General features: G+C 60.2%; 25 protein-coding genes. 15 read left to right on the forward strand and 10 right to left on the reverse strand.

Annotated features, from left to right (window positions below):
• Positions 1 to 39: 39 nt before the first annotated feature.
• The 4 genes from SR908_RS14680 to SR908_RS14695 are packed head-to-tail and all read left to right on the forward strand — an operon-like array spanning position 40 to position 3,594.
• Entirely contained in the window at positions 40 to 1,182 is a 1,143-nt protein-coding gene (locus tag SR908_RS14680; protein WP_246921366.1) for a beta-ketoacyl-ACP synthase III, read from the forward strand.
• Positions 1,182 to 1,931, forward strand: coding sequence for an MlaA family lipoprotein (locus SR908_RS14685; RefSeq protein ID WP_246921364.1), 750 nt, complete (start codon positions 1,182 to 1,184; stop codon positions 1,929 to 1,931). Before SR908_RS14680 ends, SR908_RS14685 begins: the two co-directional genes overlap by 1 nt.
• 15 nt (positions 1,932 to 1,946) lie before the next feature.
• On the forward strand, positions 1,947 to 3,086 hold the full coding sequence (locus SR908_RS14690) for a PP2C family protein-serine/threonine phosphatase (RefSeq protein ID WP_246921362.1): 1,140 nt from the start codon (positions 1,947 to 1,949) through the stop codon (positions 3,084 to 3,086).
• The gene (locus tag SR908_RS14695) at positions 3,079 to 3,594 is read left to right on the forward strand and encodes an STAS domain-containing protein (RefSeq protein ID WP_246921361.1); all 516 of its coding nucleotides are present in this window, start codon (positions 3,079 to 3,081) and stop codon (positions 3,592 to 3,594) included. The genes SR908_RS14690 and SR908_RS14695 overlap by 8 nt, the downstream gene beginning before the upstream one ends.
• Positions 3,595 to 3,637: 43 nt before the next feature.
• Here the strand turns inward: SR908_RS14695 and SR908_RS14700 are convergent, their stop codons facing one another.
• On the reverse strand, positions 3,638 to 5,326 hold the full coding sequence (locus SR908_RS14700) for a methyl-accepting chemotaxis protein (RefSeq protein WP_246921359.1): 1,689 nt from the start codon (positions 5,324 to 5,326) through the stop codon (positions 3,638 to 3,640).
• Between the two features lie 246 nt (positions 5,327 to 5,572).
• On the opposite strand from SR908_RS14700, the gene SR908_RS14705 reads away from it, so the two are divergent.
• From SR908_RS14705 to pstB (SR908_RS14745), 9 genes are all read left to right on the forward strand, one after another.
• Positions 5,573 to 6,787, forward strand: a complete 1,215-nt coding sequence (locus tag SR908_RS14705; RefSeq protein ID WP_246921358.1) for a Bcr/CflA family multidrug efflux MFS transporter — start codon at positions 5,573 to 5,575, stop codon at positions 6,785 to 6,787.
• Positions 6,788 to 6,913: 126 nt separating this feature from the next.
• Entirely contained in the window at positions 6,914 to 7,939 is a 1,026-nt protein-coding gene (locus SR908_RS14710; RefSeq protein WP_246921356.1) for a PstS family phosphate ABC transporter substrate-binding protein, read from the forward strand.
• Between the two features lie 115 nt (positions 7,940 to 8,054).
• Positions 8,055 to 9,311, forward strand: a complete 1,257-nt coding sequence (pstC, locus tag SR908_RS14715) for a phosphate ABC transporter permease subunit PstC (RefSeq protein ID WP_246921355.1) — start codon at positions 8,055 to 8,057, stop codon at positions 9,309 to 9,311.
• A 17-nt stretch (positions 9,312 to 9,328) separates the two neighbouring features.
• A complete protein-coding gene (pstA, locus tag SR908_RS14720) occupies positions 9,329 to 10,495 on the forward strand; it encodes a phosphate ABC transporter permease PstA (protein ID WP_246921353.1) in 1,167 nt (388 codons plus the stop codon).
• A gap of 26 nt (positions 10,496 to 10,521) precedes the next feature.
• Positions 10,522 to 11,418: a phosphate ABC transporter ATP-binding protein PstB gene (gene pstB, locus SR908_RS14725; RefSeq protein ID WP_246921352.1), complete on the forward strand. Its 897-nt coding sequence runs from the start codon at positions 10,522 to 10,524 to the stop codon at positions 11,416 to 11,418.
• A gap of 200 nt (positions 11,419 to 11,618) precedes the next feature.
• A complete protein-coding gene (pstS, locus tag SR908_RS14730; protein ID WP_246921350.1) occupies positions 11,619 to 12,659 on the forward strand; it encodes a phosphate ABC transporter substrate-binding protein PstS in 1,041 nt (346 codons plus the stop codon).
• An 82-nt stretch (positions 12,660 to 12,741) separates the two neighbouring features.
• Entirely contained in the window at positions 12,742 to 13,689 is a 948-nt protein-coding gene (pstC, locus tag SR908_RS14735) for a phosphate ABC transporter permease subunit PstC (protein WP_246921349.1), read from the forward strand.
• A gap of 15 nt (positions 13,690 to 13,704) precedes the next feature.
• Positions 13,705 to 14,556: a phosphate ABC transporter permease PstA gene (pstA, locus tag SR908_RS14740; RefSeq protein WP_040243815.1), complete on the forward strand. Its 852-nt coding sequence runs from the start codon at positions 13,705 to 13,707 to the stop codon at positions 14,554 to 14,556.
• A 31-nt stretch (positions 14,557 to 14,587) separates the two neighbouring features.
• A complete protein-coding gene (gene pstB, locus SR908_RS14745; RefSeq protein ID WP_272495912.1) occupies positions 14,588 to 15,415 on the forward strand; it encodes a phosphate ABC transporter ATP-binding protein PstB in 828 nt (275 codons plus the stop codon).
• Between the two features lie 245 nt (positions 15,416 to 15,660).
• On the opposite strand, the gene cfa is transcribed toward pstB (SR908_RS14745), so the two are convergent.
• The 6 genes from cfa to arsH form a co-directional block, all read right to left on the reverse strand.
• Positions 15,661 to 16,827, reverse strand: a complete 1,167-nt coding sequence (cfa, locus tag SR908_RS14750; RefSeq protein WP_246921346.1) for a cyclopropane fatty acyl phospholipid synthase — start codon at positions 16,825 to 16,827, stop codon at positions 15,661 to 15,663.
• A 226-nt stretch (positions 16,828 to 17,053) separates the two neighbouring features.
• Positions 17,054 to 18,274, reverse strand: a complete 1,221-nt coding sequence (gene arsJ, locus SR908_RS14755) for an organoarsenical effux MFS transporter ArsJ (protein WP_246921344.1) — start codon at positions 18,272 to 18,274, stop codon at positions 17,054 to 17,056.
• The gene (locus SR908_RS14760) at positions 18,271 to 19,302 is read right to left on the reverse strand and encodes an ArsJ-associated glyceraldehyde-3-phosphate dehydrogenase (RefSeq protein ID WP_246921342.1); all 1,032 of its coding nucleotides are present in this window, start codon (positions 19,300 to 19,302) and stop codon (positions 18,271 to 18,273) included. The genes arsJ and SR908_RS14760 overlap by 4 nt, the downstream gene beginning before the upstream one ends.
• The gene (locus SR908_RS14765) at positions 19,299 to 19,706 is read right to left on the reverse strand and encodes a metalloregulator ArsR/SmtB family transcription factor (RefSeq protein ID WP_246921340.1); all 408 of its coding nucleotides are present in this window, start codon (positions 19,704 to 19,706) and stop codon (positions 19,299 to 19,301) included. The genes SR908_RS14760 and SR908_RS14765 overlap by 4 nt, the downstream gene beginning before the upstream one ends.
• Before the next feature lie 3 nt (positions 19,707 to 19,709).
• Positions 19,710 to 20,126 carry an arsenate reductase ArsC gene (locus tag SR908_RS14770; protein WP_246921338.1) on the reverse strand — a complete coding sequence of 139 codons (417 nt, stop codon included), beginning with the start codon at positions 20,124 to 20,126 and terminating at the stop codon, positions 19,710 to 19,712.
• A gap of 72 nt (positions 20,127 to 20,198) precedes the next feature.
• Entirely contained in the window at positions 20,199 to 20,909 is a 711-nt protein-coding gene (gene arsH, locus SR908_RS14775) for an arsenical resistance protein ArsH (protein ID WP_246921336.1), read from the reverse strand.
• Positions 20,910 to 20,964: 55 nt separating this feature from the next.
• On the opposite strand from arsH, the gene SR908_RS14780 reads away from it, so the two are divergent.
• Complete coding sequence (locus tag SR908_RS14780) at positions 20,965 to 21,291, forward strand: ArsR/SmtB family transcription factor (RefSeq protein ID WP_246921334.1); 327 nt, start codon at positions 20,965 to 20,967, stop codon at positions 21,289 to 21,291.
• A gap of 16 nt (positions 21,292 to 21,307) precedes the next feature.
• Here SR908_RS14780 and SR908_RS14785 read toward each other — a convergent pair whose 3' ends face one another.
• The 3 genes from SR908_RS14785 to SR908_RS14795 all read right to left on the reverse strand — a co-directional run bounded on the left by SR908_RS14785 (position 21,308) and on the right by SR908_RS14795 (position 24,769).
• Positions 21,308 to 22,600: an arsenic transporter gene (locus tag SR908_RS14785; RefSeq protein WP_246921332.1), complete on the reverse strand. Its 1,293-nt coding sequence runs from the start codon at positions 22,598 to 22,600 to the stop codon at positions 21,308 to 21,310.
• Positions 22,601 to 22,695: 95 nt separating this feature from the next.
• Entirely contained in the window at positions 22,696 to 24,057 is a 1,362-nt protein-coding gene (locus tag SR908_RS14790) for a TrkH family potassium uptake protein (protein WP_246921329.1), read from the reverse strand.
• Positions 24,058 to 24,112: 55 nt separating this feature from the next.
• Positions 24,113 to 24,769, reverse strand: a complete 657-nt coding sequence (locus SR908_RS14795) for a potassium channel family protein (protein WP_179703065.1) — start codon at positions 24,767 to 24,769, stop codon at positions 24,113 to 24,115.
• Positions 24,770 to 24,974: 205 nt separating this feature from the next.
• Between SR908_RS14795 and SR908_RS14800 the strand changes: the two genes are divergently transcribed.
• A complete protein-coding gene (locus tag SR908_RS14800; RefSeq protein WP_246921326.1) occupies positions 24,975 to 26,435 on the forward strand; it encodes a sodium-dependent transporter in 1,461 nt (486 codons plus the stop codon).
• The last annotated feature ends 36 nt before the right edge of the window (positions 26,436 to 26,471 follow it).

Consider the following 26,471-nt stretch of genomic DNA (forward strand, 5'->3'; position numbering starts at 1 on the left):
TCTAACGACCACACGACAAGCGCACCCGGGAGCACGCTCATGACGCATGCGGTCATCACCGGAACGGGACTCTACACGCCCCCCAACGTCATCGACAACGCGACGTTGGTGGCTTCGTTCAACGCCTGGGTGGACCTTGAGAACGCGCGCCACCACGAGGCGATTCGAGACGGACATCGCGAGCCACTCGAACATTCGAGCAGCGAGTTCATCGTCAAGGCTTCGGGAATTCATAGCCGCTACGTGGTCGAGGCGGCGGGGATCCTCGACCCCGACCGCATGCGCCCGCAATTGGCACCACGCGCCAATGACGAGCTCAGTGTGCAGGCCGAGATGGGCTTGGAAGCGGCGCGCCAGGCGCTGTCCAATGCCGCCGTCACGCCAGATGACTTGGATATGGTGATCGTCGCGTGCTCCAACCTGCAGCGTGCGTATCCAGCCATCGCCGTGGAGGTGCAGGCGGCATTGGGCGCTGGCGGGTACGCTTTCGACATGAATGTGGCGTGTTCGAGCGCGACTTTCGCCATCGATCTCGCCAACAATGCGATTCGCGCCGGCAGCGCCAAGCGCGTGCTGGTGGTGAGCCCGGAGATCTGCTCGGCGCATCTCAATTTCCGCGATCGCGATAGTCATTTCATCTTCGGCGATGCGTGTACGGCGGTGCTGCTGGAGGCCGATGACGTGGCGCGAGCGGAGGAGCGCTTCGAGGTCATGAGCACGCGCCTGGTGACGCGTTTCTCGAACGCGATTCGCAACAATTTTGGCTTTCTCGACCGGGTGACGGAGCACAGGATCGATGCCGAACCGGCGTTCGTTGCCGATAAGTTATTCGTGCAGGAAGGTCGTCGGGTCTTCAAGGAGGTGTGTCCGCTGGTGGCCGAGTTGATTGGCGCTCACCTCGAGGCGCAGAATGTGGTACCTCATGATCTCAAGCGGTTGTGGCTGCATCAGGCCAATCGTCATATGAATGATCTGATCGCCCGGCGCGTGTTGGGGCGCGACCCCGATGAAAGCGAAGCGCCGGTGATTCTCGACCGCTATGCCAACACCAGTTCTGCCGGTTCGATCATCGCCTTTCATTTGCATCGCGACAATCTGGCCGTGGGGGATGTTGGGGTGGTCTGTTCGTTCGGAGCGGGCTACAGTGCGGGCAATATATTATTGCGGAAGGTGAAGGCTTGATGAAAATGACCAAGTGGCTGGCCGCGGCATGCATGGTGGCGGCGGTAAGCGGCTGCGCGACGCAGGGCCAGACGGACGCCAACCCCGACGATCCCTGGGAGGGGTATAACCGTAAAGTGTTCGCTTTCAACGACACGCTGGATCGCTATGCGTTGAAGCCCGCTGCTCAAGGGTATGACTATGTAACTCCCGAGCCGGTTCAGTCGGGGGTCGGCAATTTCTTCAGCAACCTGGGTGAGATTGGCACCACGGTCAATAGCGTGTTGCAGTGGAAGTGGGCCAACGCCGGGGTGTCGTCCGGGCGTTTCGTGATCAATTCGATCCTGGGGATCGGCGGCATTCTCGACCCAGCCTCGCGCATGGGCCTCGTCGAGCGTGAAGAAGATTTTGGTCAGACGTTGGCCACCTGGGGCGTCGGCGAAGGGCCTTACGTGGTCTTGCCGGTGCTGGGCGGGCGTACGCTGCGCCATACCTCGGGATTACCCGTGGATTGGTATACCGACCCGGTGACCTATGTCGAAGACGATTCGGTGCGCTATGGTTTGCGATTCATCGATCTCATCGATACCCGAGCGGGACTCCTTGACCGCGAGGAGCTGATTAGCGGCGATCGTTACAGCTTCATTCGTGATGCGTATCTCCAGAACCGGCGCTATGAGGTCAACGACGGTGAAACGGGAAAAGATCCCTTCGCCAGCGGTGATTTCGGCGACGATTTCGAATACGACGAAGACGCCTTCGCCGATTGATCCCGAGGCCCCTGCATGGCCAACGCACGTACTCTGATCGGTCTGCTCGACACGCCCGGCGCATCGCGAGATGCGCTGGCTAGCCTCATTGGAAGCGGGCAGTTTGCCGTATTGGCGACGACGTCCGTAGACGCGTTACCCGACGACGTGGCCTTGGTGGTCGCCCATGTGCGAGCGGTCGCAAGGGAAGACTGGGCCACGTTGGCCGCGCGTTGGCCGACCATCGTCATCAGTGAGACACGCCTCGATGGCGACCTGCTGCAGGCCGTGGACGCCGGGTTGGTCGATTATCTGGTCGAGCCGGAATGCCATGGCGATATCTTGCGTCGCTTGATCGCTCGTTCCATCGAGCATCATCGTTTGACCCAGGAGCACGCCCGCGACCGCCAACGCCTGGCCGAGCTCAACGAAAGCCTGGAGACCCACCTGGCCATGTTGCGTCTCGATCAGCAGGCCGGTTGGCAGATCCAGCGCAAGTTGCTGCCAGCCAGCCCGATAACACTGCATGGCGTGAGGGCCGATTACTGGCTAGCACCATCTCTTTATCTGTCGGGCGACTTTCTGGATTTTCAGCGTTGCGATGCACGCTACAGTTTCTTTTATTTCGTCGATGTCTCGGGTCACGGAGCGTCGTCGGCTTTTGTGACCGTGCTGCTCAAGTACCTCAGCAATCGCTGGCTGACACAGTGGCGGCAACAGGCGGCGGAGACCTTCCCTGCGCGCTGCCTGACGGAGCTCAATCGAGAGCTGTTGGAGACGGGGATCGGCAAACATGCCACGGTGTTTGCCGGGGTGCTTGACCACGAGCAACGCTATCTCCACTATTCGCTCGGCGCGCAGATGCCGATGCCCTTTTTGCAAGTGGATCGTGAAGTCAGCGTGCTCGAGGGCGAGGGGCCTCCGGTGGGGTTGTTTCCCCATGTCGAGTTCCCCACCTATGGCTGTACATTGCCGGAACGATTCCGCCTTTGGCTTTGCTCCGATGGCATCTTGGAGTGCTTGGGCGGCGATACTCTCGATCAGCGTCTTGAGGCACTTAAACATAGGATTGCCTCTTGTGCGTCGGTGGACGCGTTGAAAGACGGGCTCGTTCTGGGCGATGAATTGCCTGATGATCTCACCATGATGACTTTGAGTGGATTCGACCATGCATGAAGGGCGTATTCAGGCGGCGTTCGACGCCGGTGTGTTCGTGCTCAAGCTCAGTGGTGACGTGCGTCTGACGTTATGCGCGACGCTCGATCAACAGGCGCAGCGTGTGGCCGAGAGCCCAGGCCTTGTCGCGGTGATGATCGATCTGCGCGAGGCGACGAATGTCGACTCCACGGCGCTGGGCTTTCTGGCCAAAGTGGCGATGGCCGTCCAGGGGCGTCTCGAACAGCCGCCGACCATCGTCGCTGAACATCCCGACGTACGCCGCATGCTCGACGTCATGGGGTTCTCGCGTTACTTCACCTTGCTGGAAGCACCGTTGACCGAGCCGGCGAGTCTCGATGAGTTGCCGCAGGTGAGTGCCGACGAGGATGGCATGCAGCAACGCATCCTCGAGGCACATCGTATCCTCATGCGTATGAGCGACCATAACCGCGACGAGTTCCAGCCGCTGGTCGACCTGCTCGAAGAGCAGAAATCCGACGAGGATTGCTCCAAGGCGCACCACTGAAAGCCCTTCGAATGATGCGCCCGTGCAACGTGGGAGCCTCTTGTCATGGGGTGGCGGCAAGTGCTGGAGGGTGCTCTGCCGCCGATGTGACGTCCTCTTGATGAGCCGACAACATGTCGCCCGCTTGATCGTCAGTGTCCTCAAGCACGAACTCGCTTACCGAGGCATGCAGGCGTGTGGTTTCTTCCCCCAACGTGGTAGCGGCGTGTGTGGCCTGAGTGGCCATGGCGGCATTGCCCTGCGTGAGTTGTTCCAACTGCTCGATCGCCCGGTCGATCTGCTCGATGCCTTGATGCTGTTCTTGGCTGGCGTCGGCAATCTCGCGCATGAGCTGGGCTGTCTGTTCCACGGAAGCGACTAGCTCGCCAATGGTGGTGCCGGTTTCCTTGACGCGCTGACGACCGGCTTCAACGTTGCGTCGAGCGTTGTCGGTGAGCGAGCGGATATCGCGTGCGGCGTCGGCGCTTTGGCTGGCGAGGCGTCTGACTTCGTTGGCGACGACAGAAAAACCTCTGCCATGCTGGCCGGCGCGCGCCGCTTCGACCGACGCATTGAGTGCGAGGAGGTTGGTCTGGAATGCCAGCGAGTCGATCATGGCGACGATATCCTCGACCTGACGCGAGTCAGTATGAATGTTGTCCATCGTCGTGGTGACTTGTGATACGGCTACTTGGCCGCGTTCGGCCGAATGCGAGGCAGTGGCAGCCAAGGTGACGGCGCGCTCGGCATGTTCGGCATTGCGTCCTACTGTGGCGGTCAGTTGTGCCATGCTGGCGGCTGTCTCTTCCAGGGCAGCCGCTTGTCGCTCGGTTCTTGCGGACAAGTCGTGGCTATCTTCGGCGATACGCTGGGTATCACGGTGAATCGTCTGACTGCTGGTGCGAACCTCGCCGACGTTGGCGGCGAGGCGCTGGCGCATGCCATCGAGCGCTTCGAAAAGGCGGCGAACGTCGCGTTGCCCCCGCGTAGTGACAGGGTTGTCCAGGCGCCCTGCGGCAATGCGCTCGAAATGCTCGATTAGGCCATTGAGCGGCGCTACCACGCGTCGCGTCATGCCCCACATGACAAAGGCAATGGCGATCAGCGAGGCGACAATGGCGGCGCCGATCAAGAACCGGAGCGTGTCGGCCATGACGCCGAAGTCGTCGACCAGGGTTGCGCTTTGCTGTTGGCTGGTGGCCATGAAGGCGTCGGCGCTCTGCATGAAGGTGGCATTCATGTCGTGCAAGCGTGACTGGCCGGAACGGTAGCCACTGAGATCGCGTGCCGTGTTATCGCCGGAGGCGAGTCGCTCATTGGCTTCTTGAAGTTGCATCAATTGCAAGGACATGCCGGTATTGGCCAACGAGTGAAAGCGTTGGCCCAGCGCCTCGAGTTCCGGTGAGGAGGACGTGGGGGCGAGTCCCTCGAAGGCGTCCTGCGCTCGGGCCATCAAGGCCTCGGCCTCATCGATGACCGGCCCCGGAGGATCGAACGACGGGCGTTCGAGTAGCGATGCGGCACGGTTCATAGCCAGTTGGGCGCGCAATGTGTCGGCATAAACATCATCGAGTATGGTAGTGCGTTCGGCGTTGAGACGGTCGAGTGTATCGAAGGCTTGTTGACCGACATGCAACGCATATCCTCCCAATAAGCCGACGGCGATCACCATCAGGCTGAATGCGCCTAGCACCAGCATGCTGATGGCTCGGATTGTCAGCGGCGGTAAACGGCGAGGCAAAGAAACGCGCATGATGGGCAGTTCCTGTATCTTTTTTTGAGATCGAAGAGAGGCAGGCTCGTGATGCTGCCGAGCACTACAATGTGGCTGTCATGATGGCGCGGGATTGTTTCGATTTATGGACACACGAACCGATGCCTGGCCCCCAGCGCGACCGTTATCGGCTATGATGAGCGCACTAGCTTTTAGCCTTCTTCATGATCGAGTACCGAGCTTCCAGGGCGTCGGTGCTTAGACGTACGTTTTTCGGGAGATTTCGTGACTCAACTCAATGCGCGGCGATTGGCTTTTTTGGTGGCGGCCAACACCGCCCTGGCGCCTTTCGCCATCGATGCCTATCTACCCGCCATGCCGACGCTCGCCGAGGCGGTGAATGCCAGCGTGCATCACACCGAGCTGTCGCTGAGCGTGTTCCTGTTCGGGTTCGCTATCGGGCAGCTGTTATGTGGGCCACTATCGGATCGCTTGGGCCGGCGCCCGGTGCTGTTGAGCGGTCTGGTCGTGTTCTTGCTCGCCAGCCTAGGGATCATGCAGGTCTCGTCGCTGGAGACGCTTTGGGGGTTGCGGTTCATCCAGGCGCTTGGTGGCGGGGCATGCGTGGTCAATTCCGCGGCCATCGTGCGCGATTGCTTCAGCGGGCGCGAGGCCGCCAAGGTGATGTCGACCATGGCGATGATCCTGATGCTGGCGCCGCTCGTGGCACCCACGGTGGGAAGCGTGTTGCTGGGGCTTTTCAACTGGCAGTCGATCTTTTTGTTCCTGGCCTTGTACGCGGCATTCTTGTTGTTCTTTCTGGGCACACGGTTGCCTGAGACCCATGGTCGCGATCCCAATGCGCCGTCGCCACGGCAAGTGCTGGGCAACTATGCTAGCGTGCTTCGTCATCGCGAGGCGATGGGGTATATCTGTGCGGTGTCGATGTCATTCGCGGGCATGTTCGCCTTCATTACTGGCTCACCTTATTTGTACATGGAGCATTACGGATTATCGGTGGCGGTCTACCCGTTCGTGTTCGGTGCCAACATCCTGGTCATGGCGTCTTCCAACCGGCTCAACATCCACCTGCTGAAAACGCGCACCCCGCAGCAGAATCTCGTCGTCGGTTTGGGCATCCAGTTGTGTGCCGGCGTAGCCCTGGTAGCGTTGATCCTCTCGGGGATGGATTCGATCTACAGTGTGGCACCGTTGATGGTGGTGTTCGTGGGCATGCAGGGGCTGATCGCGCCGAACGCGATGTCCTCCATGCTCGATCACTTCCCCAAGATGAGCGCGACGGCGACGGCCTTGCTGGGGTGTCTGCAATTTTCCAGCGGGGCGTTCGCCGGCATGCTGGTGGGGGCCTTCGAAATCGCCAGTGCCTGGCCAACGGTGTTGACGATGCTGGGTGCCTCGTTGCTGGGCAATATCGGCGTGCGGGTATTGGCCAGAAGGGCGTTGGGGGCTCAGGAAGAAGGCGCAGTGGCCGAGCGCTAGAAAGGGCGCAATGTATCGGAGAGCATTGGGGTGATACTCGTCATCTTTTGTCATGAAGCTGTCATCTTAATTGGGCATCTTAGGTGTCGCGAAGGTTGAACACTCTCATCGACAGGAGTTACCCGCATGAACCGTATCCTCAAGACTACCGCGTTAGCCGCTGCCGTGATGAGCGTCGCGGGTGTCGCTCAAGCGCAGGACGACACACGCGAGCAGCTACGCATCGTCGGTTCCAGCACCGTCTATCCGTTTGCCAGCTACGTCGTCGAGGAGTTCGGCGCGACCACCGAGTACCCGACGCCGGTCATCGAATCCACAGGCTCGGGCGGCGGTTTGCGTTTGTTCTGTAATGGGGTCGGATTGGACACGCCGGACATCAGCAATGCCTCGCGTCGGATGAAGCCCTCCGAATTCGAGCGCTGCCAGGAAAACGGCGTGACCGACATCACCGAAGCGAAAATCGGCTATGACGGGATCGCATTCGCCGAGTCCAACGCCAATGAGCCGGTCAACTTCACGCGTGAGCAGCTCTTCCTTGCGCTGGCCGCCAAGGTGCCCCAGGACGGTGAACTGGTCGATAACCCCTACACCAAGTGGAGCGACATCGACTCCTCGCTGCCGGATCGTGAAATCGAAGTGTACGGCCCGCCGACTACTTCGGGTACGCGCGACGCTTTCGAGGAACTGGTGATGGAAGCTGCTTCCGAAGATATGGAGGCTTACGGCGGTGAAGGTTATACCGATATCCGTCAAGATGGTCCCTATGTCGATGCCGGCGAGAACGATAACCTCATCGTTCAGCGTCTCCAGGAAAACACCACCTCATTCGGTATCTTCGGCTATTCCTTCCTCGAAGAGAACGCCGATGTCCTGACGGCTGCGAGTATCGACGGCGTATCGCCTGAGCCTGAAGCCATCAGCTCCGGTGACTACCCTGTGTCGCGTTCGCTGTTCTTCTACGTCAAGAATCAGCATGCCGACAGCGTGCCGGCCATGTATCCCTACGTCGATTTGTTCATGGGCGAGCAGATGATCAGCCCGATGGGCTACCTCAAGGGTCTGGGACTGATCCCGCTGCCGGAAGATATGCGTGAACAGCAGCGTAACGATGTCGAGAATCGCGAGAGCCTTGAACTCAGTGATCTGAAATAAGGCCGTACGTGGACCGATGAGATGGCCGGCGGCTTATGCTGCCGGCCCATTTGCTTGACGGGCCCTAAAGGCTTGATGGCTCCCACCGGGAGCAACGTTATCCTGAGAGACCGACATGCCGACGAATAACGTCTTCCTGCTGTTCTGTGCGGTGCTCTTGGTGCTAGGGGGAGTCGCTTTCACCCTGAGCCGCGCCAAGGCCGCCCGCGTGCGTGCCACGGGCATGACGATGCACGCACAGCCGGATCAATATGCCTGGTTCGCGGTCCTCGCTACCGCTGGGCCAGCGCTTCTGGTCAGCGCCCTGGGGGCGTTTGCCCTGTTGCTGATGGGGGCGGAGATCCCCACGATTTATCTCTTGACGGCGAGCCTGATCATCGCGGTGATCGGCTTGGTCATGGGCTTGAACCAAGTGCGCCCCGACTTCCATGCTCGGCGCGCCATCGAAGGGGTCATTCGCAAGCTGCTGGCGGCCGCGGCGATGATCTCGATTCTCACCACGCTGGGCATTCTGTTGTCGATCATCACCGAGGCCCTGCGTTTCTTCCAGATGCATAGCTTCTGGGACTTCGTGACTGGCACCACCTGGAATCCGGGAGCGAGCTTCCTCGACGCCGCCGGGCGTGGCGATGAGGGTGGCAGTGCCGCGCAGTTCGGGTCGATCCCGCTGTTTGCCGGCACGTTCATGATTACCTTGATTGCCATGCTGGTGGCGATCCCCTTCGGTCTGGGGGCCGCCATCTACATGGTGGAGTTTGCGCCCCTGCGCATTCGCAAGGCCGCCAAGCCGGTAATCGAGGTGCTGGCGGGGATCCCCACCGTGGTATACGGCGTCTTCGCGGCCTTGACCGTGGCTCCGCTGGTGGTGGATATCGCCGGGCTTTTCGGGCTCGATGCGTCTTACTCCAATGCTCTGGCACCGGGCTTGGTGATGGGCATCATGATCATTCCGTTCATCTCCTCGCTTTCTGACGATGTCATCAACTCGGTCCCCAATAGCCTGCGGGAAGGGGCCTTGGCACTGGGTATCACCAAGGCGGAAATGGTGCGCAACGTGGTGGTGCCTGCCGCCGCACCGGGGATTATTTCGGCCTCGTTGCTGGCCGTCTCCCGCGCCTTGGGGGAAACCATGATCGTCGTCATGGCGGCCGGTATGCGCCCCAACCTGACAGCCAATCCGCTGGAAGACATGACCACCGTGACGGTGAGCATAGTCGCGGCGCTGACCGGCGATCAGGAATTCGAAAGCGCCCAGACACTCTCGGCCTTTGCCCTGGGACTGGTGCTATTCATCGTGACGCTGACGCTGAATGTGGTGTCGGTATTCATGATCCGCCGCTTCCGCGAGAAGTACCGCGTCAACAACCTGTAATCCGATAGGTCGAGAGCATGAGCCAATCGTTCGAAGAAATTTCCGCGCAGCTCAAGAAACGCCACCGGCGTTCGGCGCGCATGAAATGGATGACCATGGGCGCCTTGATCCTGTCGGCGGCATTCCTCGTCGTGTTCATTTCCGACATGGTGGTGCGAGGGTGGCCCGCGTTTCAGCAGGCGCAGATACAGGTCGAGGTCAGCTATGACGAGCAGTCCCAGGAGTTACCACTCGCGGCTGTCGATGAGGACGTCCGGCCGCTGATCTCGCGCGGGTTTTTCCGGCCCTTGCCACGGCAAATGGAAGACAATCCGGCGTTGATGGGCACGACCCAGACCCAGTGGGTGATTGCCGATAGTCGGGTCGATCAGTTCCTCAAGGGTAACGAGGATCGGCTGCGTCCCGCTGACAAGGAAACGCTCGAGGCACTGGTCGAAGAGGGGCGCGCAGCGCTGAAGTTCAATACCACCTTCTTCACCACCGGCGATTCCAAGATGCCGGAACTGGCGGGGATCGCCTCGGCGGCCATCGGTACGGTAATGACCATGCTGGTCACCATGGCGGTATGTTTTCCGATCGGCGTAATGACGGCCGTCTATCTCGAGGAGTTCGCCCCCGACAACAGATTGACGCAGCTCATCGAGATCAATATCAATAACCTGGCTGCTGTACCGTCCATCCTGTTCGGTCTACTGGGGCTGGCAATCTACATCAGTTTCTTCGGGGTGCCACGTTCCTCGCCACTGGTGGGCGGGTTGACCCTGGCGCTGATGACGCTGCCGGTGATCATCATCTCGACACGTGCGGCCTTGCGCAGTGTGCCGGATAGCATTCGTCACGCTGCCTTCGGGGTGGGCTGCTCGCGCTGGCAGGTCGTACGCGATCACGTACTGCCGGTGTCGCTGCCGGGCATCCTGACCGGCTCGATCATCGGCCTGGCGCAAGCCATGGGGGAGACCGCACCGTTGATCATCGTGGGTATGGTGGCCTTCATCCCCGACGCCTCGGTATCGATCACAGACGCCTCGACGGTAATGCCGGCGCAGATCTTCACCTGGGCCAGCGAGCCGAATAGTGCCTTTGCCGAGAAAACGGCGGGCGGCATCCTGGTGCTTTTGGCGGTGCTGATCTTCCTTAACGCTCTCGCCGTCTGGCTACGCAACAAATTCGAACGCCGCTGGTAAGCGACTTCCGACAGGACATCATCGCCATGAACGACACGACCCTGCAAAACTTTCAGACCCAGCAAGACTCGTCCACGGCATCCGAGGGTGCCGTGCGCGGCCCATACAGCGAGGCGCCGACACCCGACAAGGGACAGCCGGTAACGCGTAACGAAAACGTCGAGGAAAACCTGAGCGTCCGGGTGCGCGATCTCAACCTGTGGTATGGCAACCACCAGGCGCTCACCGACATCAGTATCGATATCTTCGCCAATACCGTCACCGCGTTGATCGGTCCTTCGGGATGCGGTAAGTCGACCTTCCTGCGTTGTCTCAATCGCATGAACGACTTGATCAGCACGGTGAGTATCAAGGGGCTGGTGGAAATGGATGGCCACGACGTCAATGCCCGTGGCATGGATGAGGTGGCACTTCGTCGCCGTGTGGGCATGGTGTTTCAAAAGCCCAACCCGTTTCCCAAGTCGATCTATGAAAACGTCGCCTATGCGCCGCGCATGCACGACATGGTCAGCCGCAAGGCCGATCAGGACGAGCTGGTGGAGCGCGCGCTGCGCGACGCGGGACTTTGGAGCGAGGTCAAGGACAAGTTACATGAGCCGGGGACCTCGCTATCCGGTGGTCAACAGCAGCGTTTGTGCATCGCGCGTGCGATCGCCGTACAACCGGATGTGATCCTGATGGACGAGCCGACCTCGGCGCTCGACCCCATCTCCACGGCGACCATCGAAGACTTGATGGACAAGCTGAAGCAGGACTTCACCATCGTCACTGTTACCCACAACATGCAACAGGCGGCACGCGTGGCGGATTACACGGCGTTTTTCCACCTCGGCGAAATGATCGAGTACAACGCCACCAAGCAGATGTTTTCCAACCCGCATACCAAGAAGGCGGAAGACTACATTACCGGTCGTTATGGCTAATGCCTGACAACGCGAATGACTTTGCAGGGCGCTTCGGCGCCCTTTTTTGTGCGTATGGATCTGACTCTCCGGGGAGAGTCATTATCACGGAAATGACATATATATGAAATATATGCGAGCTAATGTTTAGCACTGAGAGTGTTAGCAACCTTCGCAACGTCGTTACCACTCCTTCACATGACGAATAATGGGACGTAACCATGTTAAAGACGAGTTGTTCAGCATTGCTTGCTGGTATATTGGCACTTCACGGCATTCAGGCAAGCGCGCAGGAGACCATGACGGGCGCCGGCGCTACGTTCCCGTACCCGGTATATTCCCAGTGGGCGGACGATTATCAGGACGCCAAGGGCATCGGCCTCAATTATCAGGCCATCGGTTCCGGTGGTGGCATCAAGCAGATAACCGCCAAGACCGTGACCTTCGGTGCCAGTGATGCCCCCCTCAAGAAAGATGAGCTCGACGAGCATGGGCTGATGCAGTGGCCGATGATCATGGGCGGTGTCGTGCCGGTACTTAACCTGCCGGGCACCGAGAAAAATTCACTGAAACTCGATGGCGAGACCCTGGCGGATATCTATGCCGGGAAAATCACGCATTGGGACGATGCGGCGATTGCCGACCTCAATCCCGATGTCGATCTACCCGATACGGCGATTACGCCGGTGTATCGAGCCGAAGGCTCGGGTACCAACTTCCTGTTCACGCACTACTTATCGCAAGTGAACGATGAATTTGCCGACACTATCGGTGAAGGGAAGTCAGTGGCTTGGCCGGCTGGCGTAGGCGCCAAGGCCAATGCGGGGGTCGCCAAGCAAGTCGCCGAGACCGAAGGGGCGATTGGTTATGTCGAGTTCGCTTATGCCAAGCAGAACGATCTTGATCACATCCGTTTGCGCAATCATGACGGTGAATACGTCGAGCCCAGCAGCGATAGCTTCAAGGCCGCTGCAGCCAATGCCGATTGGAGCAACGCGCCCGGGTTCTATCTGGTGCTGACCGATCAGGTTGGCGCAGACAGCTGGCCGATTACCGGCGCGTCTTTCATCCTCATGCATAAGCAGGTGGAAGATCCGGCCGCAGCCAAGCGCGTGCTGGAATTCTTCGACTGGGCGTATGCCAACGGCGGCGACGCAGCCAACGAGCTCGACTATGTGCCCATGCCTGAGAACGTGGCCGATCAGGTTCGCGATAGCTGGGGTGATATCGAAGGACCGCAGGGTGAGTCGATCTGGCCGTAAGCCAGGAACCGTCTCTCCCATGTCGAAACCGGTCGCGGGCAATCCGCGGCCGGTGCCTGTTATGTCAACGCGGTGAGATATCATGCACGTTTCCACCAAGCGCCTTGCCTCGTCTCGGTTTGCGTTTCCCGGTGCCAGCGACAAGGAAATACGCATTCTCAAGCGTAATGCGCTGATCGATCGAGCGTTCGAGCGTTCGACACAAGCATTTGCCTTGGCCGTGTTATTGCTGCTGGGCGCCATACTTGTCTCTTTGTGCGTCTCGAGTTGGGATACGTTGTCCGCGCATGCGGTCGATTTCCTGACCGGCGACCGTTGGGCTGCCAACATGGAGATATTCGGTGCCTTGCCAGCGATCTACGGCACCTTGGTGACATCTTTGATCGCTGTGGCGATCGCGGTTCCTGTCTCGTTTGGCATCGCCATCTTTTTGACCGAAAAGTGCCCGGAGATACTCCGCCGTCCGCTGGGCATTACCGTGGAGCTATTGGCGGGAATTCCATCGATCATCTATGGCATGTGGGGCGTCGAAATGCTGGCGCCTTTTCTCAACCACATCTTTCCGGATTTGTTTCCGGCTGGCTCGGGGCTGGCCACAGCCGGCTTGGTACTGGCGATCATGATCATACCTTTCATTACCGCCATCAGCCGTGACGTGATGCTCACGGTGCCACCTATAACGCGGGAGTCGGCCTACGGACTGGGGTGCACGACATGGGAAGTCGTACGAGGAGTGATTTTCCCTACCGTGCGTCACGGCATGATGGGAGGCGTCGTTTTAGGCCTCGGTCGCGCATTGGGCGAGACCATGGCCGTGACCTTCGTCATCGGCAACAACTTGTTTTTTCATCCCACCATCACGGGGCAGGGCACCTCGATCGCTGCCTTGATCGCCAATCAATTTCCTGAAGCCGATGGCGCACAGCGTTCTGCTTTGCTGGCGCTAGGGCTGGTGCTATTTCTGATTACTTTTGCCGTGTTGGCAACCGCGCGATACATGCTCAATCGTATCGAGCGGCGCGCGGCCTGATACAGGGAGAATATCTTGCGTCACTATACGAGCGCGCTGTATCGGCGCCGACGTTTCGTCAACCGCTGTGCCATGGTGCTATGCCTACTGGCCGCTTTTTTCGGGCTCGCTTGGTTGGTATTGATTCTGGGCACCTTGATGGTCAAGGGGGTGTCCGCGCTGTCCTTGGATGTCTTCTTCGAGCGCACGCGTATGCGCGATGGTGGCCTGGGCAATGCCATTCTCGGCTCCTTGATACTCACCTCTGCGGCCACGGCAATCGGTACGCTGGTCGGTGTCGCGGCAGGTACGTGGCTGGCGGAATATGGCGGCAAGTCGCGGTTGGCCCGGGCGGTGCGCTTCATCAATGACGTGCTGCTCTCCGCACCCTCCATCATCATCGGCCTTTTCGTCTACGCGGTGCTGGTGCTACCCATGGGGCATTTCTCTGGCTGGGCTGGTATCGCGGCGCTAACGGTCATTATCGTACCGGTGGTAATTCGTTCCACCGAGGACATGCTCAATCTGGTACCTACAGAGTTGCGCGAAGCGGCCTCGGCATTAGGAGCGCATCGTTGGTGGGTGGTGAGTCGGGTTTGTTATAGCGGCGCACGGGCGGGCATCGTCACCGGTATTCTGCTGGGGGGAGCGCGCATCAGCGGTGAAACGGCGCCGTTATTGTTCACGTCACTCAATTCCAACCAGTGGAATTTCTTCGATATGCAGGGAGAGATGCCCAACCTGCCGATGACGCTATATCAAAACATGACGATAAATTCGTTCATTCCCGACCTCGTCAATCTGGCCTGGACCGGAGCGATGATTCTGACCTTGGGCATCCTGATACTCAATATCGTCGCGCGCTTCGTGTCGCGCCAGTCGCACTAAGCTTCGACGCTGTTTTCAAAGAGACATTGCGATGACAATCAGTGAAGGTTTCATGTACCCGCTCACAAAACATGAACAAGCATCTCCTTCGTCGATCGACGAGGCCCCGGCCAAGTTGCGCGTTGAAAACTTGAATTTCTTCTATGGCAAGACGCAGGCGCTGAGAGATATTTCGCTCGATGTGCCCGCTAACCGGGTGACGGCTTTTATCGGACCCTCGGGCTGTGGGAAGTCCACGTTGCTACGTTGTTTCAATCGAATTCACGATCTTTACGCCGGTCCGCGCAGTGAAGGGCGCATCCTCCTCGATGGGCAGAACATCAATGCGCGAGGTGTTGATGCCAATTTGATAAGAGCACGTATAGGTATGGTGTTTCAGAAGCCGACACCATTTCCCATGTCGGTGTTCGATAACATCGCATTCGGCATCAAGCTTTACGAACGTTTGTCATCCCACGCGATGCAAGAGCGCGTTGAGTGGGCCTTGCGCAAGGCGGCCCTTTGGGACGAGGTCAAGGATAAGCTTAACTACAGTGGTCAGGCGTTATCTGGAGGACAGCAACAACGGCTTTGTATTGCACGCACAATCGCGGCCAAACCGGATGTCATTCTGCTCGATGAACCAACGTCGGCGCTCGATCCGATTTCCACGGGATATATCGAGGACTTGGTAAACGAACTCAAGCGGGATTACACGCTGATGATCGTGACCCACAATATGCAGCAGGCTGCGCGGATTTCGGATTACACGGCCTTTATGTATCTGGGTGAGCTCGTCGAGCATGGTGAAACCACGCAAATATTCACAAAGCCAACGCAAAGCAAGACGGAAGACTATATCACCGGCCGTTTTGGGTAATATGGATACTGGTCATTGCGCGCAATCGATGCACTTGTGGCGTAATCGAGGGTCAGGCGCTTGGCCTGACCAGAACACCATACCCGCCACGAAGATCGAACGCAGCCGCCCAACAGGCTGGTGACCGTAGGTTCCTGCATCCCGGTCACGATGCCTGAAAGCAGCATATAGGCCAAGATGCCCCAAGCGTTATGCAACAAGATGACAGCGATGCCCCGTTTCGCTTCCTTATCCGGTGCATGGGATTACGACGTGATGCGTTGATAGCCACCGACGATACCCGGTTTGGCGAGCACCCACTGCCATAACTGGATATCGCGAGCACGGAAGGCCGCCGCGCAAGACAACAGGTAGTAGCGCCACATGCGGTAGAATTCATCGCCGTAGCGGCCCTGGAACTGGGGCCAGTGGTGCTCGAAGTTTTCCCACCAGGCCATCAGCGTCTTGTCGTAGTCGGCACCGAAGTTGTGCAGGTCTTCGGTGACGAACAGCCCGCCGGCCGCGTCGCCGATCTGGCCGATGGAGGGCAGGTCTCCGTTGGGGAAGATGTACTTGTCGATCCACGGGTCCGGTGTGCTTTCACGGACGTTTTTGCCGATGGTGTGCAAAAGAAAGAGACCGTCATCCTTAAGGCAACGATGAGCGACTTCCATGTACTCGCGGTGGTTCTTGCGGCCCACGTGCTCGAACATGCCGATACTGATGATGGCGTCGAACTGCTCGTCTATCTCGCGATAGTCTTGAAGCCGAAATTCCACGGGAAGCCCCTTCTTCATCAAGGACTTCCCGTAGTCGGCCTGCTCGCGCGAGATGGTGAGGCCGACGCACTCCACGCCATAGTGCTCGGCGGCGTAGGCCATGAAGCTGCCCCAGCCGCAACCGATGTCGAGAATGCGCATGCCGGGCTTGAGATCCAGCTTGCGACAGATCAGGTCGAGCTTGGCCTCTTGCGCAGCATCCAGGGTCTCGGCGTCGTGCCAGTAGCCGCAAGTATAGGTCATGCGCTTATCGAGCATGGTGGCGTAGAAGTCGTTGCCCAGATCGTAATGCGCTTCGCCGACTTTCCAGGCGCGCTTGACGCTCTGCAGGTTCGTGAGCTTGGCCCGCAGGGCGTGAAAGACCAGCTTCGAAGGCTGCACGGCTTTGTCGATATCGGCGCGTAGCAGCCGAAAGAAGAATTCGTCGAGGCGTTTGGCGTCCCAGTGACCGGCCATGTAGGCTTCGCCGAGCCCGAGATTGCCTTCGGCGAGCGCACGGTCGAAGACATCCGAAGAATGGACCTGCATGTCCCACGGGCGCGTCCCGTTGATCTGGATGTCGGCGCGTGCCAAGAGATCGGTGACGAAACGATAGCTCTTGTGCTGCTCGATGGCTTTGGAGGTAGTGCTGGTTTCCTTGAGTGGAGCATTCACTGCAATGTTTCCTCTTGCTCATGCCTCCAGTGGGAGTGGAAGCTTATTTTGGCTTTTTCGCTCTGCTCTTAGGCTAGTCGAACATTATACGGCATTGACACCGTTTGCACGCTACCGAGTTAATAGTTTTTATAGATTGTGCATGACGTAAAAAACTATAGGGAAGGTATCTGCCGCGTTGCTAGGGGACGACGGCAGACAATCACCATGTGTGTATGCAGCACCCTCATTGCGTCTGGCGAGGCAAGCCCATCGCCATGACGGCGCTGGCGGCGACCAGTGCTGCGGACAGTGCCAGGCAGGGCGCCAAGCCATAGGCCTGATAGACCCAGCCGGAAAGTATGGTACCGATGAGCCTCCCCATGGCATTGGCCATGTAGTAGAAGCCCACGTCCATGGAGACGCCCTCGGCGCGTGCGAAGCGCACGATCAAGTAGCTGTGCCAGCTCGAGTTGATGGCGAAGAGCACGCCGAACGCGAGAAGTCCGGTGACCAGCCAGGTGACGGTGGTCGCCAGCGGCGTGAAGGCGAGCAGGGCGGGAAGCAGGGCGAGTGCCACGGCCAAGATGACGGTGATACTGCGCGTATCGCCATGCAGGTATCGTGTGATGCGTGGGGCCTGGGTCTGAACCCCGCCGTAGCCGATCACCCAGACAGCCATCAGAATACCGACGCTCCAGAAGTTCCAACCGTGCTGATCGTAGAGAAACACCGGCAAGGCCACCACGAACCAGATATCGCGAGAGGCAAACAGGCACAGGCGTGCTGCCGCGAGGACATTGACCGCGCGCGACGTGGAGAAAATCTCGCCGAACTTGGGCTTGGCCTTGGTACGGCCGAGGTCGGCACGCAAGCGCCATAGCGAAAGCCCCAGCACCACGGCCAGCATCAGCCACATGGCGAGTATCGCGCCCTGGAAACCGATCAATGTCAGCAACAAGCCGCCGGCGAAGAAGCCGGCACCCTTGAGGGCATTCTTGGAACCCGTGAGTATGGCCACCCAGCGATACAGCGCGCCCTGGGCGTTGGTGCTGTCCTTGGGCACCAGCACCTTGACCGCACTCTTGGCGCTCATCTTGTTGAGATCCTTGGCGACCCCCGAGAGCGCCTGGGCAGCCATGACCCAGGGCACCGTCAAGGCTGAGGTCGGTACCAGCAGCATGCCCAAGGCGACCAACTGCAGCCCCAGACCGAGGTTCATGGTGCGGTTGAGTCCCAGGCGAGCGCCGAGCCAGCCACCGACGAAGTTGGTGACCACGCCGAAGGCCTCGTAGAACAGGAATAGCAGGGCGATTTCCAGCGGCGAATAGCCAAGCTGATGGAAATGCAGCACCACCAGCATGCGCAAGGCGCCGTCGGTCAGCGTGAAGGCCCAATAATTGCCCGTGACCAGCAGGTACTGGCGTATTTCGAAGGGCAGGGCGCGCAGGCGTTCCAGGGTCGTCATCGTGCTGTTTCCCGGGCGTTGCCGACTTTCAAGGCTAGCTCCACCGTGCGATTGGCATAGCCCCACTCATTGTCGTACCACGCATAGAGTTTTACCTGCGTCTCGTTGATCACCATCGTCGATGGGGCATCTATGATCGCGCTGCGCGGATCGGTGCGATAGTCGATGGAAACCAGCGGGCGCTTTTCGTAGCCCAGAATGCCGGCCAGTTCGCCTTTGGCGGCGGCTTCGAGCGCGCCATTGATCTCTTCTACGGTGACCTCGCTTTCCAACTCGAAGACCATGTCGGTGAGCGAGGCGTTGGCCAGCGGCACGCGCACGGCGTGGCCGTTGAGCTTGCCTTCCAGCTCGGGAAAGATAGCCGTGATCGCCTTGGCCGAGCCCGTCGTGGTGGGGATCAGGCTCATGCCGCAGGCCCGAGCACGGCGAAGGTCCTTGTGTGGGGCGTCGAGGATCGTCTGGGTGTTGGTGATGTCGTGCACCGTGGTCATCGAGCCATGGCGGATGCCGAAGGTCTCGTGAATGACTTTGACTACCGGCGCCAGGCAGTTGGTAGTGCAACTGGCCGCGGTGACGATGCGGTGTCGCTCGGGGACGAAATCGCCATCGTTGACGCCCATCACCACGTTGAGCACTTCGGGGTCCTTGACCGGTGCGGAGACTACGACGCGTGGCACGCCTTGATCGAGATAGGGCTGCAGCTTGGCCGCCGTGGTCATGGCGCCCGAGGCTTCGATCACCACGTCGCACTGAGACCAGTCGCTGTTGGCGAGATCGCGATGGGTACTGAAGACGATCGAGGTGTCATCGATGATGAGCCAATCCGTCTCGGCGCGAATGCCCGCGCCGGGGGACCAGTGGCCGTGTACCGAATCGAATTCCAGCAGATGAGCGAAGGTCGCCGCGTCACCACCGGGGTCGTTGATGCGGACGACCTCCAGGGCCTGCGTCGCGCGCGATGCCCACAGAACGCGCAGGGCAAGGCGGCCTATGCGTCCGAAGCCGTTGATGCCGATGCGTAATGTCATGCGATATCTCCTGAGGTGGAGGAAAAGAGGGCCGATGTGGACTCGGCGTGGCATGCCGCTTGGCGTCGGCTGGCGGTGCCGGCGTCGATGAGTCGTTGTCGGGCCGCGACGAAGGCCGCCGGCGCGGCGTCCCGTGAGGCCTCGAGGATAGGGTGTATCCAATCGGGCAGTGCCGGGTTCAGGCGATAGTAGATCCAGGCGCCCTGACGGCGACCATGCAGCAGGCCGGCTCGACGCAGGTGTGCCAGATGGCGCGATATCCTGGGTTGCGGAGCGGCCAGGGCCTCGGTCAGTTCACAGACGCAGAGCTCGGACTCGGTACCAAGCAGCAGGATAAGCGTCAAGCGGGTCTCGTCGGCGAGGCAGCGATGCAAAGCTGCCGGAGTCAGCGCTGCCGTGGTCATGGTTCAAGCCTCCCGAGACTGGACGTTCAACCATAGCCGCAAGCGCCCGCGGATTTCCTCGAGAGTTTGTGTATAGGCGCCGTCACGCGCATTGAGGCGCGGATCGAGGATGTCCCAGAACAGCAGTTCGTCGGTGTTGCCTTGCCAGTCGCGGCAACGCTGCTGGGCTTTTTCGCAGAGGATGATCACGCTGTCGAAATGCTCGCCGGCGTAGGCATCCAGCGATTCGCTGGCCAGGCCTGAGGTGTCGATGCCCAGCTCTTCGAGCGCTTGCAAGGCCGCTTGCTGTGGCGCGTCGGGTTCGACGCCGGCGCTGTAGGCCTCGAAGCGCTTTCCGGCCATGTGACGCAGCAGGGCCTCAGCCATCAACGAGCGGGCCGAGTTGGCGTTGCAGAGAAAGAGAACGCGTTTTTTGCTCATGGGTCAGCCTCGTTGGATATATGCCCAGACGAATATGCCCGAGATCCATGTCATTTCGATGAACGTGCCGGGCTACATGCCGCGTTGATTGACGCGTCGAGATACCTCCTCGGCACTTTCCTTGCGCTCCGAGTAGCGGTCGGTGAGCAGTTCGCTACGATCGCGTGTCAGCAGCGTGAACTTCATCAACTCTTCCATGACATCGACGATGCGGTCGTAGAGCGGTGAGGCTTGCATGCGGTCATCGTCGTCGAATTCCAGGAACGCCTTGGGCACCGATGACTGATTGGGGATGGTCAGCATGCGCATCCAGCGGCCGAGAATACGTAGCTGGTTGACCGTATTGAAGGATTGCGACCCGCCGGACACCTGCATGACCGCCAGCGTCTTGCCCTGCGTCGGGCGCACGCCACCCAGCGCCAGAGGAATCCAGTCGATCTGTGCCTTCATGATGCCGCTCATCGCGCCGTGGCGTTCCGGAGAGCACCACACCATGCCTTCCGCCCATTGGGCCAGTTCACGTAGTTCCTGCACCTTGGGGTGCGAGGCCTCCTCGCTGTCCGGCAAGGGCAGGCCACGCGGATCGAAAAGCCGTGTCTCGGCGCCCATGGCCGTGAGCAGGCGAGCGGCTTCCTCGCTGGCCAGGCGGCTGAACGAACGTTCGCGCAGCGAGCCATACAGCAGCAGGATGCGCGGCGGATGCTCGCTGGGGCGTGGCGCCAGCAGGTCCTCGGCGGAGGGCACGGCGAAGCATGTCGCGTCGAGGTTGGGTAGATCGTGCATGAGCGACTCCTGTGTGGGATAGTCGGGCAAACGTAACTTCTATCGTTGTGCAAATATGGAAACGAATGACGCTCTCAAGGCCTTGTCGGCGCTGGCGCAGCGCACGCGACTGGCGGTTTTTCGGCACCTGGTGGGGGTCGGCCCCGATGGCGCCTTCGCCGGCGATATCGCCGAGGCGCTTGGGGTCTCGCCCTCGACGCTTTCCTTCCACCTCAAGGAGCTCACGCACGCCGGTTTGGTGCATGGCGAAGCACATGGCCGGCATGTGCATTACCGCGCCGATTTTTCGCAAATGCGTGGCCTGGTGGATTATCTGACAGCGCATTGCTGCGATGACCAGCCCGAGCGTTGCCGTCTGCCGGATGATGCGGGGCGATGCTGATCCTGGGCTTGCTGCTTCATATATCGAGCAACTGTAGCCAGGCGGCCAGCGCCAGCAAGGTGACCGTCAGCACGGGAACGGTGAGCACGATGCCTACGCGGAAATAGTAGCCCCAACTGATGGTCATGCCCTTGCGCGACAATACGTGCAGCCACAGCAAGGTGGCGAGGCTGCCGATGGGCGTGATCTTGGGTCCCAGATCGCTACCGATGACGTTGGCATAGACCATCGCTCGCTGGGTCAGATCGGTGACGTCGCTGGCGTCGATCGACAAGGCGACCACCAGCACGGTGGGCATGTTGTTCATCACCGAGGAAAGCCCGGCGGCGATGAAGCCGGTGCCCAGCGTGGCGATCCACGGGCCATGCCCACCCAGCCATTCCAGACCGCCGGCGATCATGTCGGTAAGCCCGGCGTTGCGCAGGCCATACACCACCAGGTACATGCCCAGCGAGAACACCACGATGTTCCAGGGTGCCTCGCGGAGCACCTTACGGGTGCGAATGTGCCGGCCGCGCTGGGCGATGACGAAGAGGATCAGCGCGCCAAGAGCGGCGATCACGCAGACCGGTACGCCTAGCGGTTCGGCGACGAAAAAGCCGATCAGCAAGAGCCCCAGCACCCACCAGCCGGCCTTGAACACCGCCGGATCGCGGATCGCATCGCGGGGCGTGCGCAGCTCGTCGAGTGCATAGGAGTCGGGGATGGCACGGCGGAAGAACAGGTACAGCATGCCAAGCGATGCCAGGACCGAGACGACGTTGACCACCACCATCACCTTGGCGTATTCGCCGAAGCCGATCTCGAAATAGTCCGCTGAGACGATATTGACCAGATTGGAGACTACCAGCGGCAGACTGGCGGTATCAGCGATGAATCCGGCTGCCATGACGAAGGCCAGTGTCGCACCGGCGCTGAAGCCCAGGGCGATGAGCATTTCGAAGACGATGGGAGTGAGAATCAGGGCGGCACCGTCATTGGCGAAGACCGCCGCCACCAGAGCGCCGAGCAGGATCACCAGAGCGAATAGACGAGCACCTCGGCCGTTGCCCCAGCGCCCGATGTGCAGTGCCGCCCACTCGAAGAAACCGGCTTCGTCGAGGAGCAGGCTGGTGATGATGATGGCGATGAAGGTAAACGTCGCGTTCCAGACGATGCTCCAGACAGCGGGAATATCCTCGAGGTGGATGACGCCGGTGAGCAGGGCGACCAAGGCGCCGGCGCTTGCGCTCCAACCAATGCCCAGACCGCGTGGCTGCCAGATGACCAGGACGAGCGTGACGATGAAGAGGGGAAGAGCGAGTAGCATGCTATGTCCGAAGCGGGTGAGTGGATCGCGATGATTCTATATTTAAATAATTATCGAAATGTTGCAAACGTCCGCGTTGACGACTTCTCCCCTTATCAGCCGATCTGGATATGACCCTCGGCATAGCGCATGCCACCTGTGCGCCGCGTGGCGAGGAAGTAGCCCAACGACAGCGGCCCGACACGCCCCAGCAGCATGGTCAGGATCAGCATCCATTGTCCGGGGCTTGAGAGCTCCTCGGTGATGCCACGTGACAGTCCCACGGTGCCGAACGCCGAGACGCTCTCGAAGGCCAGATCGAGAAATGTCTGGCGGCTATCGGTGATGGTAAGCACCAGCAGCGTCACGAACACCAGCGCGACCCCGGCGAGTGCCACGGCGATGGCCTTCATTACGGTCTGCTGAGAGATCGAGCGCCCGAAGGCCGCGGGTTGCGTGCCGCGCAGGAAGGCGCGGGCCACCAGGATGAGGACGATGAAGGTGGTGAGCTTGATCCCGCTGGCAGTGGAGCTCGCGCCGCCGCCGATGAACATCAAAAGCATGGTGAGCAGCGACGAGGCATCGGTCATGGCGGCGGTATCCACGCTGTTGAAACCTGCCGTGCGCGGTGTTACGGCCTGAAACCAGGCGGCTTGAAGCTTGTCGCCGAGACTTTCAAGCCCACCCAGCGTGGCGGGGTTATGCCACTCGAGGCACCCCAGTGCCAGCATGGCGACGAGGTTGACGGCCAGAGTGGCGCAAAGCACCACCTTGGTTTGCATCGAAAAGCGGCCCCACCGACGCTTCTCACGCACATCGCTGATGACCACGAAACCCAGTCCGCCGACGATGAACAGCCCGCTTACGACAAGCGTTACCAGAGAGTTGCCGGCGTCACGCATCAGGCTATCGGGCCACAGTGAGAAGCCGGCGTTGTTGAACGCGGATACGGCATGAAACAGGCTTGCCCATAGCCCTCGTGACCAGCCCAGCTCCGGCACCCAATGCAGTGCCAACAACGCGGTGCCCAGCGCCTCGACCACCAGGGCAAAGGTGACCACCATGCGTACCAGTTGCGAGAGCGCGCCGAAGGAGGTTTCGCCGAGTGCTTCGCGCACCAGTGTTTGCTGCTGCAAGGGGAGGCGTGCACCGAGCAGGAGCAGCGTCAAGGCGCCGAAGGTCATGAAGCCGAGCCCGCCGATCTGGATCAGCACCAGTAGGATGGCCTGACCCAAGGCGGTGAAACTGCTGGTATCCATGACCGCCAAGCCAGTGACGGTGATCGCAGAGGTCGCCGTGAACAGCGCCTGATGCCAGGCAAGCGGCTGGGTCGCGGCACCGGGTAGCATCAACAAGCCGCTTCCCAGCAGGCACAATAGGGTAAAACCCAGCAGCAGGGATTCCGGCGGGGAAAGCCGTAGGACGCGCCCGTGTGGCGCATGCCGGAACGGACGCGTCAGACGCTTCCAGAGATGCATGCTCAGCGTTCTCCTCGGTTGCCGAACGCCCAGGCACGCTGTGACGGTACGCCCATCATAATTTGTTGCCAAGCTCGCGTAGGGCGGCGAGATCGCCCATCAACACGAGGTGATCGCCGCAGACGAGGGCGATGTCGTGTCCGGGTGCACGGATCACATCGTCGCCTCGCTTGATAGCCACTAGCTGGAGCGCGCGTTCATCGATCCCCAGGTTGGCGACAGTCTCGCACCGCTCGGTGAGGCGCTCGGTGGTTTCGATTTCGACGATGAATTCGCGTTCGCCGAGACGAATGAAATCGACCATGGCATGATAATTGAGGCTTTCGGCGACGCGGATGCCGCTATCGTATTCGGGGTAGACGATATGGTCTGCGCCGAGGCGGTCGAGTAGTTTGTGATGAGCGTCGGAATGCGCCTTGGCCCAGATTTCGCGTGCTCCGAGTTCCTTGGCGTGCACTGTGCAGATCACGCTGGCCTCTAGGTTGCCGTCGACGTCGATGATCACGGCGTCGTAATTCTCGAGGGAAAGCTCGGCGAGGGATTTCTCGTCGGTGACATCGGCGATCACGGCGTGATCGAGATGCTCGGCCATGGCATCGACACGGGCCTCGTCGCGGTCGACGCCAAGCAGTTGATTATTATGGCGCTTGAGTTCGCGCGCGACCGTGCTACCGAAATAGCCGAGTCCGAGGATGGCGAATTGGCGAGACATGCGGCCTCCTTGGCTTGTCGCCCTTACTGCCACACGCAGGCGGCATTTCGTGGCAGCTTCGCATATGCCGGGGCCAGGCTCCAGCGCACGCAATAATGGTATGGCGCGCGGTTCGCGAAATGCCAACGGAAAACGGTAGAATCTCGCGGTGGCAAGTGCTCGCGCCGCGCTGCATGAACCACAACAATAACCCTTCAGGTGAACCATGACGGCAAGACAGCAACCCAAAAATCTTTGGATCGGCCGCTGGGGCTTCGTGCTGGCGGCGACGGGCTCGGCGGTGGGCCTGGGCAATATCTGGAAGTTCCCCTACATGACCGGGGAGTACGGCGGCGGCGCCTTCGTACTCGTGTACCTGGCTTGCATTCTGTGCATTGGCATTCCCGCGATGATGACCGAGATCGCCTTCGGGCGGCGCGGTCGCGGCAGTCCCATCGATGCGGTCAAGCGCGTGGCGCAGGAATCCGGGCGCGGCAAGATTTGGTCCGGCTTCGGCTGGATGTCGATGCTCGCCGGCTTCATGATTCTGTCGTTCTACGTGGTCGTCGCAGGGTGGTCGCTGGCCTATCTGTGGAAGGCGCTCAGTGGTGGCTTGCAAGGCGGTAGTGTCGACGACATGGCGGCCATCTTTGGGGCCAACAACGCCAATCCGTTGAGCCTGGGCGCGTGGAGTACCCTGGTGACGGTGGTGACCATGTGCATCGTCGGCAAGGGGGTGCAAGAGGGCATCGAGCGCAGCATGCGGTGGATGATGCCGGGGATGGTGCTGCTGTTGTTGGTGATGATCGTCTACGCCATGTTTTCGGGCGGCTTTGGCGAAGCGGTGACGTTCCTGTTCTCCTTTGAGGTCGGCAAGCTGTCGAGTGCGGGCCTGCTGGCGGCGATGGGGCATGCGTTCTTTACGTTGTCGCTGTCGGCCGGGGCGATCATGGCTTACGGCGCCTACCTGCCTGACAGCAAGTCCATCGCGCGCACCACCTTCACCGTGGCGATCTGCGACACGCTGATTGCATTGATGGCGGGGCTGGCGATCTTTCCGGCGATTTTCGCTAATGGTATGGATCCGGCCAGCGGCCCGGGGTTGATCTTCATGAGTCTGCCCCTGGCCTTCCAGCAGATGCCGATGGGAAGCGTGCTGCAGGTAATCTTCTTCGTGATGCTCAGCGTTGCGGCGCTGACCTCGGCGGTGTCGATGATCGAAGCCACTGTGGCTTGGCTGACCGAGCGCAAGGGCATGAGTCGCAAGGCGGCGGCCTGGAGCAGTGGCATCGTGCTCTGGTTGCTGAGCACATTAGCCATGCTGTCGTTCAACCTGGGCGCCGATTGGACGCTCGCCGGTAAGAACTTCTTCGATTGGCTTGATTACCTGACCTCGCGGTGGATGATGCCGCTGGGTGGCTTGGGCCTCTGCCTGATGGCGGGCTTCCTGCTGCGCGACGAGATCTTTCGCGACGAGCTGCGCCTCTCCAGGTGGCAGCATGCCTTATGGCTGTTGATGGTGCGCTACGTCAGTCCGCTGGGGATCGTGCTGATCTTCATCGACGCGTTGGGCGTGATGACCATCGACATTGGCAGCCAGTGGGTGTGGTTCCTCGCGGCTCTGGTGGTGATCACCGTGCTCGGCGAAATGCTGAGCCCGCGCGTGCGGCGTCAGTTCACCGGCTGATTGCTGCTCAATTGCCAGATTGTTGCCGTACGATGA

The sequence above is a fragment of the Chromohalobacter canadensis genome (assembly GCF_034479555.1).
GTDB lineage: Bacteria > Pseudomonadota > Gammaproteobacteria > Pseudomonadales > Halomonadaceae > Chromohalobacter > Chromohalobacter canadensis.

What these genes read in the sequence shown, in the direction of transcription:
- SR908_RS14680 (WP_246921366.1), top strand. Translation starts at nt 40, where the DNA reads ATGACGCATGCGGTCATCACCGGAACGGGACTCTACACGCCCCCCAAC.
- SR908_RS14685 (WP_246921364.1), top strand. Translation starts at nt 1,182, where the DNA reads ATGAAAATGACCAAGTGGCTGGCCGCGGCATGCATGGTGGCGGCGGTA.
- SR908_RS14690 (WP_246921362.1), top strand. Translation starts at nt 1,947, where the DNA reads ATGGCCAACGCACGTACTCTGATCGGTCTGCTCGACACGCCCGGCGCA.
- SR908_RS14695 (WP_246921361.1), top strand. Translation starts at nt 3,079, where the DNA reads ATGCATGAAGGGCGTATTCAGGCGGCGTTCGACGCCGGTGTGTTCGTG.
- SR908_RS14700 (WP_246921359.1), bottom strand. Translation starts at nt 5,326, where the DNA reads ATGCGCGTTTCTTTGCCTCGCCGTTTACCGCCGCTGACAATCCGAGCC.
- SR908_RS14710 (WP_246921356.1), top strand. Translation starts at nt 6,914, where the DNA reads ATGAACCGTATCCTCAAGACTACCGCGTTAGCCGCTGCCGTGATGAGC.
- pstC (WP_246921355.1), top strand. Translation starts at nt 8,055, where the DNA reads ATGCCGACGAATAACGTCTTCCTGCTGTTCTGTGCGGTGCTCTTGGTG.
- pstA (WP_246921353.1), top strand. Translation starts at nt 9,329, where the DNA reads ATGAGCCAATCGTTCGAAGAAATTTCCGCGCAGCTCAAGAAACGCCAC.
- pstB (WP_246921352.1), top strand. Translation starts at nt 10,522, where the DNA reads ATGAACGACACGACCCTGCAAAACTTTCAGACCCAGCAAGACTCGTCC.
- pstS (WP_246921350.1), top strand. Translation starts at nt 11,619, where the DNA reads ATGTTAAAGACGAGTTGTTCAGCATTGCTTGCTGGTATATTGGCACTT.
- pstC (WP_246921349.1), top strand. Translation starts at nt 12,742, where the DNA reads ATGCACGTTTCCACCAAGCGCCTTGCCTCGTCTCGGTTTGCGTTTCCC.
- pstB (WP_272495912.1), top strand. Translation starts at nt 14,588, where the DNA reads ATGACAATCAGTGAAGGTTTCATGTACCCGCTCACAAAACATGAACAA.
- arsJ (WP_246921344.1), bottom strand. Translation starts at nt 18,274, where the DNA reads ATGACGACCCTGGAACGCCTGCGCGCCCTGCCCTTCGAAATACGCCAG.
- SR908_RS14760 (WP_246921342.1), bottom strand. Translation starts at nt 19,302, where the DNA reads ATGACATTACGCATCGGCATCAACGGCTTCGGACGCATAGGCCGCCTT.
- SR908_RS14765 (WP_246921340.1), bottom strand. Translation starts at nt 19,706, where the DNA reads ATGACCACGGCAGCGCTGACTCCGGCAGCTTTGCATCGCTGCCTCGCC.
- SR908_RS14770 (WP_246921338.1), bottom strand. Translation starts at nt 20,126, where the DNA reads ATGAGCAAAAAACGCGTTCTCTTTCTCTGCAACGCCAACTCGGCCCGC.
- arsH (WP_246921336.1), bottom strand. Translation starts at nt 20,909, where the DNA reads ATGCACGATCTACCCAACCTCGACGCGACATGCTTCGCCGTGCCCTCC.
- SR908_RS14780 (WP_246921334.1), top strand. Translation starts at nt 20,965, where the DNA reads ATGGAAACGAATGACGCTCTCAAGGCCTTGTCGGCGCTGGCGCAGCGC.
- SR908_RS14785 (WP_246921332.1), bottom strand. Translation starts at nt 22,600, where the DNA reads ATGCTACTCGCTCTTCCCCTCTTCATCGTCACGCTCGTCCTGGTCATC.
- SR908_RS14790 (WP_246921329.1), bottom strand. Translation starts at nt 24,057, where the DNA reads ATGCATCTCTGGAAGCGTCTGACGCGTCCGTTCCGGCATGCGCCACAC.
- SR908_RS14795 (WP_179703065.1), bottom strand. Translation starts at nt 24,769, where the DNA reads ATGTCTCGCCAATTCGCCATCCTCGGACTCGGCTATTTCGGTAGCACG.
- SR908_RS14800 (WP_246921326.1), top strand. Translation starts at nt 24,975, where the DNA reads ATGACGGCAAGACAGCAACCCAAAAATCTTTGGATCGGCCGCTGGGGC.